General features: G+C 41.2%; 10 protein-coding genes. 2 read left to right on the top strand and 8 right to left on the bottom strand.

Features of this window, described 5'->3' with window-relative positions; translation table 11 throughout:
* Window positions 1–147 precede the first annotated feature (147 nt).
* On the top strand, window positions 148–1,029 hold the full coding sequence (locus tag QJ048_RS11670) for a T9SS type A sorting domain-containing protein (protein ID WP_282334530.1): 882 nt from the start codon (window positions 148–150) through the stop codon (window positions 1,027–1,029).
* A 114-nt stretch (window positions 1,030–1,143) separates the two neighbouring features.
* Here QJ048_RS11670 and QJ048_RS11665 read toward each other — a convergent pair whose 3' ends face one another.
* Window positions 1,144–2,487 carry a sigma-54-dependent transcriptional regulator gene (locus QJ048_RS11665; protein WP_282334529.1) on the bottom strand — a complete coding sequence of 448 codons (1,344 nt, stop codon included), beginning with the start codon at window positions 2,485–2,487 and terminating at the stop codon, window positions 1,144–1,146.
* Between the two features lie 363 nt (window positions 2,488–2,850).
* On the opposite strand from QJ048_RS11665, the gene QJ048_RS11660 reads away from it, so the two are divergent.
* On the top strand, window positions 2,851–3,258 hold the full coding sequence (locus QJ048_RS11660; protein WP_282334528.1) for a DUF2141 domain-containing protein: 408 nt from the start codon (window positions 2,851–2,853) through the stop codon (window positions 3,256–3,258).
* A 326-nt stretch (window positions 3,259–3,584) separates the two neighbouring features.
* On the opposite strand, the gene QJ048_RS11655 is transcribed toward QJ048_RS11660, so the two are convergent.
* The 7 genes from QJ048_RS11655 to kdpF form a co-directional block, all read right to left on the bottom strand.
* A complete protein-coding gene (locus tag QJ048_RS11655) occupies window positions 3,585–5,279 on the bottom strand; it encodes a HAMP domain-containing sensor histidine kinase (RefSeq protein ID WP_282334527.1) in 1,695 nt (564 codons plus the stop codon).
* Complete coding sequence (locus tag QJ048_RS11650; protein ID WP_282334526.1) at window positions 5,276–6,346, bottom strand: sensor protein KdpD; 1,071 nt, start codon at window positions 6,344–6,346, stop codon at window positions 5,276–5,278. The genes QJ048_RS11655 and QJ048_RS11650 overlap by 4 nt, the downstream gene beginning before the upstream one ends.
* A gap of 224 nt (window positions 6,347–6,570) precedes the next feature.
* The gene (locus QJ048_RS11645) at window positions 6,571–7,671 is read right to left on the bottom strand and encodes an outer membrane beta-barrel protein (protein WP_282334525.1); all 1,101 of its coding nucleotides are present in this window, start codon (window positions 7,669–7,671) and stop codon (window positions 6,571–6,573) included.
* 189 nt (window positions 7,672–7,860) lie between these two features.
* Window positions 7,861–8,424, bottom strand: coding sequence for a K(+)-transporting ATPase subunit C (locus QJ048_RS11640; RefSeq protein WP_282334524.1), 564 nt, complete (start codon window positions 8,422–8,424; stop codon window positions 7,861–7,863).
* 137 nt (window positions 8,425–8,561) lie between these two features.
* A complete protein-coding gene (gene kdpB / locus QJ048_RS11635; RefSeq protein WP_282334523.1) occupies window positions 8,562–10,631 on the bottom strand; it encodes a potassium-transporting ATPase subunit KdpB in 2,070 nt (689 codons plus the stop codon).
* Between the two features lie 92 nt (window positions 10,632–10,723).
* Window positions 10,724–12,442: a potassium-transporting ATPase subunit KdpA gene (kdpA, locus tag QJ048_RS11630; protein ID WP_282334522.1), complete on the bottom strand. Its 1,719-nt coding sequence runs from the start codon at window positions 12,440–12,442 to the stop codon at window positions 10,724–10,726.
* A gap of 180 nt (window positions 12,443–12,622) precedes the next feature.
* Window positions 12,623–12,700, bottom strand: a complete 78-nt coding sequence (gene kdpF, locus QJ048_RS23455; RefSeq protein WP_217794469.1) for a K(+)-transporting ATPase subunit F — start codon at window positions 12,698–12,700, stop codon at window positions 12,623–12,625.
* Between the last annotated feature and the right edge of the window lie 416 nt (window positions 12,701–13,116).

Here is a 13,116-nt window from a genome sequence, read left to right as displayed (position 1 = left end):
CTTGTGGTTTTTACATATCCGGTCTTCATATCCTACTCCAAACCAAATTAAACTAAACCTTTTCCTCCATGTAAAGATTCCATTTTGGGATACATATTCCCGTTAATGGCCTATGTAATCGATCCCTTTTAAAAATTAAAACCACATATGACTAAATTTTACTTCCGTACAATGAAAGCATTTGCTTTGGTAGCTCTTGCTCTTTCTTCAGCTTTTTCCGCATCTGCACAAACCTGTCCTCAAGGTTCAATTTCGCCTTCAAACGGTAATTCTAACATGAACATTGGCAATGGTGTTGTCGTTTGCGTAACCGGCAATACAGCTAAAAAATTTACAGTCCAATCTGGTGGTACATTGTATATCGCATCAGGCAACTACACAGGCGACCTTACTATTCAAGCAGGCGGAAAAGTAATTGTGGACAAGCCCCAAGGCGCAACCTTTAATCCAAATCCGCTTAGTGGCTCCGGTACCGTGACAACCTTAGCAATTGTTTTGCAAAGCTTTACGGCAACTGCAAATGGTAATACAGCAGAACTTCGCTGGTCAACAGCTTCTGAGCTTAATGGCAAAGCGATGATCGTTCAGCATAGCGTGGATGGTTCTAATTTTGAAGACATCAAAACTGTTGCTTCCACAACAAACAACTCATTGGTTCAAAACTATTCTTATACAGACTATAACGCATCAAGCGGTGTAAACTATTACAGATTGAAACTCGTTTCTTCCGATGCTCCTGTTGCTTACAGTGCGGTTGTTGCTGTTAAGATCAACAATGCATCTTCTTCTTCTGTTGCTGTTTATCCAACTGCATTCACTGATCATTTTACAGTGAAGCTTAACGACGTTAAATCCGGCAACGTAATTGCGAAATTGTATAATGACCAGGGAGTTGTTATATTGGTTAAAACATTGACTGGTTCTGCAACACAGGTAATTAACACTCCTGCTAATTTAGCGACTGGGTTGTATATCCTGGAAGTAATCAATGGTACAGAGAAATCTTACCAGCGCTTGATGAAACTATAAGATAATTAGAAATTCAAAATTTAAAAGTCAAAAGTCAAAGCGAGTTTTCGTTTTGGCTTTTTTCGTGATTATTTTTCACGCGACAGGAAAATTATATTGGGACGGCCGTATTAATCATTGATTCGAAATTCCATACTCTTCCATCTTCCTGTACAACGTTGTCAACCCAATACCCAACAACTCCGAGGTTTTTGTTTTATTTCCTTTAGTGAGAGAAAGTACTTTTTGAATGTGTAATTTTTCGACTTCGTCTAATGACAGAGGCGATGCACTTTCTGTATGCGGATGCGCGATTTCGAATGGAAGATCATCTAATGTAATTTGATGCGTGTCGCAAAGAATGCAGGCACGTTCAATTACGTTTCTCAACTCGCGGATATTGCCTTTCCAACGATAATTTTTTAGCAGTAACAAGGCATCTTTTTGAATGCCCTTGATTATCTTTTTTGTTTTAGCAGCAAATCGTTGAATAAAAAAAGTTGTTAGTGCGTCAATGTCCTCTACTCTTTCATTAAGCGATGGAACATTGATAACAAACGTGGCGAGCCTGTAAAACAAATCAGCACGAAAGCCTTGTGCATCTATTTCTTTTTGCAGGTCGCGATTCGTAGCGGCAACGATACGCACATCAACGGTTGTGGGCTTCGTTTCTCCAAGCTTTGTGAAAGTTTGCGATTCCAACACACGCAACAATTTTGCCTGCAATTCGACAGGCATCTCTCCTATCTCATCAAGAAACAGTGTGCCCTGGTGCGCTTCTTCGAAGAGCCCTTTTTTATCTCTGTCGGCTCCGGTGAATGCCCCTTTCTTATGTCCGAACAGTTCGCTTTCCAACAACTCTTTTGGAAATGCACTGCAGTTAATGGCGACAAAATTTTTGTTTTTTCTTTCGCTGCTATAATGAATGGATTGAGCAAACAATTCTTTGCCGGCGCCCGTTTCACCCGTTATTAAAACATTGGTATCTGTGCCGGCAACTTTTTTCGCCAATTTAATAACACTCTGAATTGCCGGTGAATTTCCTATGATCTGCTCGAAACTATAATGAACATTCAGCTTCGCCTGCAGGCTATACACCTGCTTTTGCAGTTGCACTTTGTCAATGGCGCGGCTGAGTGCGGGAATGATTTTATCGTTGTCGTCACCCTTTACAAAATAATCAAAGGCACCCCGTTTCATCGCTTCAATGCCGTCGTGAATGGTCGCAAAAGCAGTCATGACGATAATTTCAGCGGCAGGCAAATACTTTTTTGCTTCCGGCACAAGATCAATGCCGTTGCCGTCGGGGAGCTTTACGTCGGTGAGGATGATGTCAATCTCTGCGTGTTTTTGCATCAATTGCAAACCAGTTTTATAATCCTCTGCCTGTATCACATGATATCCTTCCAATCCGATTATACGTGCAAACAAGTGCCGTAGTTTGTCTTCGTCGTCGATTATTAGTATGGTACCTGACATAGACCAAAGCTAATTTGAAAAGTTGAAGATTTGAAAATTTGAAAATGACAGCTCAAGTAGGGCGAATCGCATTCGCCCTGTCGAACAAAAACATCTCTAAAAAATATCATCCCGTTGCACGCAAACCCTAAGTTCCATAGCGTTACAACAGTTGAAGTGTGCGACGCAACGAAAGTTCAATCAAGGATAAGATGTCTGGCCACAAATGAACAACCGAATAACAGAATAACTGATTTCCTGAAGACATGATTGACCCAAAGAATTTTCAAATTTTCACATTTCCACATTTTAAAATTTCACGTCCGCGGCACGATTTTTTTATTGTTTTAGTAAACGGAAGTGAAGATATATCTACTGTGTTTAATGACTTTATTGACATTCATTTCCTTTAGAAAAACAGAAAAATCCGGCTCATTAAAAGTGACCTTGACGGGGATGAGAAACGACAAAGGAACGGTGTTGGTTGGTCTGTATAAGACCGAAAACGGCTTTCCGTTTGACGCTACCAAGGCTTTTAAAGGTGCGAAGGCCGAAATAAAAAACGGAAATGCTGAGGTGGATTTTGAGGACATTCCTTCTGGAGTGATTGCCATAGCGGCATTACACGATGAAGACAACAACATGCAGATGGCAAGAAAACCAAACGGGTTGCCCGATGAAGAATACGGATTTTCGAATGATGCGAAAGCAACTTTCGGACCTCCAAAATTCGACAAGGCCAGCTTTGAACATACTGGCGATCAGGTCATTTCTATTAAAATGAAAATTTGATGGTAACTATTATTAGCGGTGCTTTTTGTCCAAGATGTGTAGTTTGATAATGCTAATAATAAGTTTAATGGCCGTGCCGTAAAACGAAGGAAGAAAGCCGCGAGGCATAGATTCCTTCGTTTTTTTGTTGTTAGCACGCAGATGACGCTGATTTAGCAGATTGACGCTGATTTTTTTATTTGAGATTGGTATTTGAAATCGGACAGTTGCCTCAATTTCAAGTATCAAATTTCAAATTATTTCAGTAACGTGTTTAAGTATTGGATGAAATAACACATCCAAAAGATCAGTGTAAATCAGTCGAATCAGCGTCATCTGCGTGCTCTCTACGCTTTCGGTAATTCAAATGCAAACACACTTCCCTTTCCTTCTTCGCTTTCAACCCATATCTTTCCGCCTTGCGATATGATGAAATCCTTGGCTATGGCCAGTCCGAGGCCGGTACCGGATTTGATGTCGCCTTTTGTTTTATAAAATTTTTCGAAGATGTGGCTTTGTTCTTCCTTCGAAATGCCTTTACCAAAATCCTGCACGCTGAACTGCACTTTGCTGTCGATATTTTTTATGGTGGTTATAATTTTTGAAGAAGCCGATGAATACCTGATCGCGTTGGTGAGCAAATTTGTCAGCACCCAGGTCGTTTTTTCCGCATCAGCCTTGCAATACATTTCTTCGTTGCTGGTTTTTATTATTTCAAGAGTGATTTGCTTTTGCGTAGCCTGCATTTGTACGGATTGCAATGCAAAGTCGAGAACTTTATTAACATTCACAGATTGTATATTAAGTCGTATGTTTCCTGTCTCCACCTGCGACAAGTCAAGCAACTCTCCTACTATTTTTACCAGGCGGTTTTTATCATCTTTGATATGTTCCACCAGTTCGTGCTGCTCGTTGTTCAGGTCGCCGGTACGCTTATCTTTCAATAGTTTTAAAGAGAGATCCATTGAGGCAAGCGGTGTTTTTAATTCATGTGAAATGGTGGCAATGAAATTTGTTTTTGCGAGATCAAGCTCTTTGTATGGCGTGATGTTTTTAAATACAATTACCCGGCCGGTTTTCTGACCGTCTTGTGTGATATCGTTGATCTCCTTAGTGAAATAATTCTCTTTGTTCTCCACTACAATTTTGAAAGGAGTGCCATTGTTTTCCTGCAATAAAAATCTAAACAGATCATTTCGTTTGCCTACTTCTTCCTGGGATTTGTTGATTACATCAACCTCTTTCAAATTCAACAATTGCAATGCCTGCCGATTGGCAAATAAAACTTTTCCGTTCACATCAATTCCAAGGCTGGCATCTTTCATCGTTTGAATAACAGTTTCTGCTCTTTGCTTTTCAAACAAAATGGTGGCGAGATTGCTGTGCTCATATTCATCCAGTTTTTCCGCCATAGTATTGAAAGCCTGTGCAAGTTCGCCAAATTCATCTTTCCGGTTTATATGCACACGATAGTTGTAATTCTTGTCAGACAAGGCTTTGATCGCTTCGTTGAGTTTTGAAAGTGGGCCCGAAACGTAGGAAGGAAAATTGGCAAGAAAAGTAAATGATAAAAGAAAAACAATGGCGCCCAACACTGTAATGATGGTAATTGCTTTGGTAGCTGTATGCTGCGCTTGTTTGTTCTTTCTGTCGATTGCCTGCATGTTGAGTGCCAGCACCTCCTGAATATGATTTTCTATTTCATTCTTAAGTAGTGGAAATTTTTCTTTAGATGCTTTGAATTGTTCGAATGCACTTCGAATATGTGCGGTTGCTTGTGCTTCACCCACTTCCGTCGCGTTCTTTTCTTCGAGTTGTAACTGTTGATTAAACTTGCGGATAGCATTCGAATCCTTGTCCATCATCACCAATTGTTGTTGCATGGAGTGACAGTAAGACAAACTTTCATAATTGTCCTTAAGAATTACGTTGGCGTCGTGACTTAGTGCTGTTAAAAAATAAGCGGCGGTTCCTCCGACGATCAACAAGAGTAGAAACAAAAAAGCAACACCTGTGATTATTTTGGTTCTTAAGCGATTCATGATAAAATGATAAGATCAATGTCGTTCAATGACAATGTACGGAGTAATTGTTTGAAAACACTTGTTTGTAAAATTATCTGAAATAAATTCATGTGCGGTTTTCCGATAGTCACCGTAGTAACCTTTTTTTCAATTGCTATTTGCATAATAGCTTCAGCAACGTTGTCCTCTTTTACCTGTATTACTTCCGCGCCAAGCTCTGTAGCGTTTTTGAAGTTGTTAATGAGATGACGTTGTTTATCGAGCGGAATTTTGTCCATACTCTCCCGTTTCGTTTGCACGTAAAGTACATACCATTTGGAATTATAGTAAGAAGCAAGTCGTGCCGTTTTGCGGATGATCTTTTGTGAAGTTGTGTGATTGCTTGAAATGCAAGCCAGGAATCTTTCGGGCCGCAGTGATTTGTCGCGGGTAACTTCTACGTCTACTTTGCGCTCCACCTGTCCCGCGACTTCTTTCAGGGCCAGTTCCCGCAATTGCAATATCTTCTCCGGTTTGAAAAAATTTTGCAGCGCATGTTGCACCTTGCTGTTGTCATAGATCTTACCTTCTTTCAGTCGCGTTATCAATTCTTCGGCGGTGAGATCTATGTTCACTACTTCATCGGCGATTTGCAAAATGGTATCGGGTACACGTTCTTTCACTTCTATACCAGTGATGTGATACACTTCATTGTTAATGCTTTCAATATGCTGAATATTGATGGCAGTAATGACGTCGATACCTTCATTTAAAATATCTACTACATCCTGCCAGCGCTTTTCATTTTTGCTTCCGGGAATATTGGTGTGTGCCAATTCATCAATAATCGCCACTTGTGGATGCAGCAGTAAAATGGCCTGCACGTCCAGTTCATCCAGCATTTTTCCTTTGTAGAAAACCTCTCTTCGGGGAATGACTGGCAGCCCGTCAACCAGCGCCTGTGTTTCCTGTCGCCCATGCGTTTCTATATAGCCGATCTTCACATTTACACCATTGCGCAACAAGGCATGAGCCTCCTGCAACATGCGGTAGCTCTTACCTACGCCGGCGCTCATGCCTATGTATATTTTTAGTTTGCCTTTCAATTTGGTTGTTAGTTGATTGTTGTTAGTTGTTAGGGTGGTTTTGAGTTATGAGTTATGAGTTTTGAGTTTTGAGTTTTTTTGGGGTCGACTGAATTGCTACTATTGTGCTACTCTTGCGTCGCACTCTTGTACTATATGAATTCTATTCAACAAAGGTTCTATATTCCGTCTTGAATTATTTATCATCGACAACTACTCATAACTCATCACTCATAACTTATCACTCAAAATCTCGTTGTTACTCCCGCAATCATCCACAGATCATTCTTCACAGGTGTTGTTTCTTTCAGGTACACTTCTTTGCCGGATTGAAAATATCTTGCTTCTACTCTGAACAATACTTTGTCGGTTACGCTCCAATTATAACAAAGACTTTCGCTGAAACTGTTGAAGCCGATAACATTGGTAATAGGCTGCACAATTACACCGTCTTTGTCATCGAAATATTCCACCCGCGCAGAGAGTGAGTGGTGCTTTGAGAATGAATATTTGATGGCTGTGTTAGCGTGCCACCAATAACTATTTTCCATTGTATTATCGTCGATTAATTTTTTCTGCAAGCCAATGTAGGTACATGCTGCAAAGCTTATTTTTTGAGAGGGGTTCCAGGTGGCATATAAATCAGTGAAATATCTTGTCCTGTAATCAGGATGGGCCGCAGAGCTTTCATCGCCTATGTAGGTGTCCCAGTCAAGTGTAAGGTGTTCATTGGCGCTTAGCTCAAGGTTTGATCCAAAACTCATAGAGTTGTTTACATCCGAAATTTGTTGCCAACCATTGAGTAAATACAGACTGGTCGTAAGTTTTTTACTTAATGGCAGAGAAAGCCTTGCACCAGCCAGGTAGTAAGGAGAATTTTCCGCGCCATAAGTTCTCGTATATACTAACTGATTAAATGAAAAAGCAGATTCATTTGTATAAGGTGAAGGCAAGATGCCAATGTCTAACCAGATGTTCTTTTTGGCGAATGGTTTGAAACCGGCATATGCTTCGACGATATATTTCAGGGAGCCGCTTTCCGCTGCATAGTTAGCATTCATATAGGTGCCAAATCCGGGAGCCACCGTCGCTCTAAATCTTTCCGAGCTGTATTTAAATGAAATATAAGCAAGGTTCAAATTCACTTCGTTGTTGCGCGAATGCGAAACAAAATATGGTCTGTCTTTTGTCTGCAGTTTATTAAAATCATAGCCGTAATAAGCGTCAATATTTCCTTCGATGGTAAGTTGTGATTTGTTCGCTGTATCGATATTGATAACGGTTTGAGCTTTTGTTCGTCCGTAGATAAATCCCCAAAGGGCTGTAATTAGAATTATTCTTTTCATCTGTAAGTATTTAAGAGAGCACGCAGATGACGCTGATTAGACTGATTTGCACTGATTTTTTTCCATTAGGCATGCAGTAAAATCATTTTAACCTCTCAAACAAATTAATTAATCAATGGTTCAAGTATTTAGTTATAAAGAATCTGCGTAAATCAGTCTAATCAGCGTCATCTGTGTGCCATTGTATTTCTATTTCATTTCATCTAACGTCACATTCAGTTTAAGTACATTCACTTTTGCAGGGCCAAACACCCCAAGCAAAGGTTTAACAGTTTGCTCATCTATCAGGTTGTTTAGTTTGTCTTCTGAAATATGTCTCGTGGCGGCTATGCGTTTCACTTGAACTTTGGCGCCGGCCGGAGAAAGATCAGGATCGAGACCGCTACCAGATGCAGTTACAAGCTCCGCAGGAATGTCTTCTTTTCTGATTTCCGGATTATGTACAAGAAATGTATCGATCCTATCCTGCACTGTTTTTAAATACTCAGGATTGCTTGTTGCTTTGTTCGAACCTCCGGAACCTGCTGCATCGTAATTCACCGCAGATGGACGGCTCCAGAAATATTTATCCTGCGTAAATTTTTGGCCAATGTTTGCATAGCCAACTACTTTTCCGTTGATACTTACGGTTTCGCCATTCCCTTTGCCACGGGCCAGTTTGCCTACGGCAGATAAAAACAAAGGATATAAAACAGCAAGTAAAACAAGTAGCACAGCCGTTAATTTTATTGAAGTAAGAAGATACTTTTTCATGATTTTTATTTTTAAACTAGTAGGTGCTTCGCACCTGTTTTTTGCCACAAAGACACAGAAAAACAGAGGATAGTATAAACTGCTTATCAAGCTTCAGTAAAATTCCGCGTCCACTGTGCCTGTGTGGCAAATTGCTTTTACATAAATACTCCCAGCAACATATCAATCATCTTAATGCCAATGAACGGTGCGACGAGACCGCCAAGGCCATAGATCAATAGATTCCTTCGCAGCAAAGCGCTGGAGCCGATTGGTTTGTAAGAGACACCGCGCAGTGAAAGAGGAATCAGCATTGGAATAATGATCGCGTTGAAAATAACCGCTGATAATATGGCGCTTTCCGGACTTTTAAGATGCATGATATTCATGGCTTGCAAGGCAGGAATCGATGTAATAAACAACGCCGGAACGATGGCGAAATATTTTGCTACATCATTCGCGATGGAAAATGTTGTAATTGTTCCTCTTGTGATCAACAATTGTTTTCCAATCTCAACGATCTCGATCAACTTGGTTGGATCATTATCAAGATCTACCATGTTGCCCGCTTCTTTTGCAGCTTGCGTGCCACTGTTCATAGCTACACCAACGTCTGCCTGTGCAAGTGCGGGAGCATCATTTGTGCCATCTCCCATCATTGCGACGAGCTTACCGGTATGCTGTTCTTTTTTGATGTAGTTCATTTTATCTTCCGGCTTAGCCTCTGCAATGAAATCATCTACACCCGCTTTTTCAGCAATGTATTTTGCAGTTAAGGGATTATCACCCGTTACCATTACAGTCTTCACTCCCATTTTTCTCAGTCGTTCGAAACGCTCGCTGATGCCAGGTTTGATGATATCCTGCAATTCGATCACACCTTGCACCTGGTTGTTCTTACTCACAACCAGAGGTGTCCCACCATTTGAAGCAATGGTTTTTACACGTTCTTCAGTTTCTTGTGGAATGTTGTTTCCTGCTTTTGTGACCTGGTTCCTAATGGCATCAAATGCACCTTTTCTGATCTTTTCATTTTCGAAATCAACGCCACTGCTTCTTGTTTCAGCGGTGAACTCTATGAATTTTGGAGCTGTATGTTTTGCGAGTAACATTTGTTTGTACTCATCAATATTTTTTGGTGAACCGTTGCTGTTGGCTGCGAGTTCAACAATTGATTTTCCTTCAGGCGTTTCATCTGCAACAGAAGCCAGCACACAGGTTTCAATGAAGGACTTGCTGTTGATTTCTTTTACCGGCCAGAAGTGTGTTGCCTTCCTGTTACCGATCGTGATGGTTCCCGTTTTATCAAGCAGCAGCGTATCAATATCTCCCGCTGTTTCTACCGCCTTACCGCTTTTCGTGATGACATTTGCACGTAGTGCGCGATCCATTCCAGCGATGCCGATAGCGCTTAACAAACCGCCGATTGTGGTTGGAATAAGACATACAAACAATGATATAAATGCCGCGATGCTGATAGTAGTGTTGGCATAATCCGCAAATGGCTTCAAGGTCACACACACGATGATGAAGATGAGCGTGAAGCTTGCCAGCAAAATAGTCAGTGCAATTTCATTCGGCGTTTTTTGTCTCGATGCACCTTCCACTAATGCGATCATTTTATCGAGAAAGCTCTCGCCGGGCTCGGTAGTAACACGTACTTTGATGTGGTCAGACAAAACCTTTGTACCGCCTGTAACAGAGGATTTATCGCCGCCAGCTTCGCGTATCACTGGTGCAGATTCGCCCGTGATGGCGCTTTCATCTATAGTAGCAAGCCCCTCTACTATTTCACCATCCATCGGAATAATATCGCCTGCATCGCAAACGAAGTAATCTCCTTTTTGCAAACGGGATGATGAAACGATTTCGATTTCGTTGGTGAAAATTTCACCGACAAGGTTTACTTTCTTCGCGGGTGTTTCTTCACGTGTCTTGCGTAAGCTGTCGGCCTGTGCCTTCCCCCTTGCTTCTGCGATAGCTTCCGCAAAATTGGCAAAGAGCAAAGTGAGAAACAGCACAATAAAAATGGTAAGATTGTAACCAAAGTTGCCAATGGTTTTATCTTTTACTGTATAAGAATAAATAGTAACCACCAGCATTACCAGTGTTCCAATTTCCACTGTGAACATCACAGGATTGCGGAACATGCTGCGTGGATTGAGTTTTATGAAGGATTGCGCGAGAGCTGGTTTGATTAGCTCAGGAGCGAACGTTGATGCTTTCATTTCAATTAATAATTAAGAATTAATAGGTGTGGCATAAAAAATATGGTCGATTATTGCTTGAGTGTAGCGTATTAATTATTCATTATTAATTATTAATTCGCTCCGCGCAAAGCTTCCGCTATCGGTCCCAGCGCCAATGCCGGGAAATACGACAGCGCATTGATGATGAGTATAACTGCCATTGTCATCATGCCGAATGTGAGTGAATCTGTTTTTAATGTTCCTGCGGATTCGGGCACAAATTTCTTTTTCGCCAACAGTCCTGCAATGGCGACCGGGCCAATGATGGGAAGAAACCTGGCAAGGATCAAAACAAAGCCTGTTGACACGTTCCAGAAAATATTGTTATCGCCCAATCCCTCGAAACCGCTGCCATTATTGGCATTGGCAGAAGTGAATTCATACAGCATTTCTGAGAAGCCATGATACGACGGGTTGTTCAGCCAAGCCGATGGTTTAACCGCCCACGCCATATCACCATGATGTGCGACGAAGTATGCTGCCAATGCGGCGCCTCCTTTGATGAGGAATGCAGACAATAATGTGACTAGTGCAGCGATCTTTACTTCACGTGCTTCGACTTTGTGACCCATCAATTCTGGTGTTCGGCCTACCATTAATCCCGATATAAACACCGCTATAATGATGTAGATGTAATAGTTGAGAATACCTACGCCGCACCCGCCATAAAATGCATTGATCATCATACCGAGCATTTGCATCAAACCGGAAACCGGCATGCTGCTATCGTGCATGGAGTTGACAGAACCCGTAGAAATAACAGTGGTAATGATGCTCCAATAACCGGAAGCAGCCGGGCCAAAGCGCACTTCTTTTCCTTCCATTGCGCCGGTTGGCTGACTTACGCCAAGTTTTGAAATGGCCGGACTGCCGCTGATTTCAGAGACCATCGTTGGCACGAGTAAACAAAGCATGCCGATGGTCATGATGCCAAATATTACGTAGGCAAACTTTTTCCGTTTAATGTATAATCCCATTGCAAACAGCATTGCTATCGGAATGACAGTTTGTGCTATCAATTCGATCATGCCGGTGAAGTAGTTAGGGTTTTCCAAAGGGTGCGCAGAGTTGGCACCGAACCAGCCGCCACCGTTTGTTCCGAGATGTTTGATCGCAACCATTCCAGCAACAGGGCCGCGTGACACTCCTACAGTATCACCCTGCATCGTTACAATTGTATCTTTTCCTGCAAAGCTCGAAGGCATTCCGTTAAAGATGAAAATGATTGCGATTACAATGCTGATAGGCAGTAATATTCTTGTAATTGTTTTGATGAATATTTGCCAGAAGTTGCCGAGATTGTTGGTCGTCTTTTCTTTCAAAGCGTTGAAAACGCCTACCAATGCGGCAATTCCTGTCGCGGCACTTACAAATTGCAGGAAGGTTACAACAAACAGTTGTGTAAGATATGTAACGCCGGATTCGCCTGAGTAGTGCTGCAGATCACAGTTTACAAGGAAACTGATCGCAGTGTTAAACGCGAGATCTGGTGTTTGAGCCGGATTGCCATCAGGGTTGAGCGGCAATTTGTCCTGGAACAATAACGTGAAAAAAGCATACACAAGCCACAACATATTGATGGTGAGCAATGCCTTTAAAAACTCCTTCCAGTTCATTTCTTTTTGAGGGTCAATACCGCAAAATCGATAAATGAATTTTTCAACCGGGTTCATGAAATCGGTGAGTGTTCTTTCTCCCGCAAATACTTTTGCAATGTATCTGCCGAGCGGTATTGCTAATAGTACGGTTATGATAAAGGTGACTATCACACCTGCTAGTTCTGTGTTCATTGTGAGATTTTTAATAACTGAGTAACTGAATAACTGAATAACTGAGTTGTTGAATTTTGAAGATGCTTTTTTGAAATGCAAACTTTTATCTATTCTACCGTTGAATAACAGCGTAATTGAATATTAAACAGGTTCATCGACTTGAACCTTCTGTTATTCAGTTACTCAGTTATTCAGTTATTAAAACTTTTCTGGCTTTACAAGTACATACACCAGGTAAACAAATACGATGATCGAGATAGCAAATAATGTGTTCATAGTAGCTGTTTTAGGATGCTTAAATGTTTTCAAACCAATCGACGGATTTGAAAAAGATATAGAAGCAAATAAGCCCTGCGAGACATAATAATAATGTGATCATTTTGGGTTTAATTTAAAATTCGAGACGTAGGGCGAATCGCATTCGCCCCCTTGCACAATCGTGAATCGTTGAAAAAAGGGTGACTTGCATTTGCCCATTCGGAGGACCATTCGTTTTCATTGTGTAGTGTTTGACCCTATATTGCCAAACGAATGCCACAGAAAATAAAAACAGAGTGTAACTGAATGGAACGCAGTGAGAACAATGGTTTGGGAAAATTTTATAAAAATTTGACACAAGGACAAAAAACGAAAACCCTTTCATTTTGAAAGGGTCATTATCAAAATGAAAGGGCTTCGACAAGCTCAACCTG

It is taken from the genome of Pinibacter soli (assembly GCF_029961145.1).
GTDB lineage: Bacteria > Bacteroidota > Bacteroidia > Chitinophagales > Chitinophagaceae > Pinibacter > Pinibacter soli.
The sequence above is the reverse complement of the archived record's forward strand: the minus strand, read 5'-3'. Positions and strand labels throughout refer to the sequence as shown.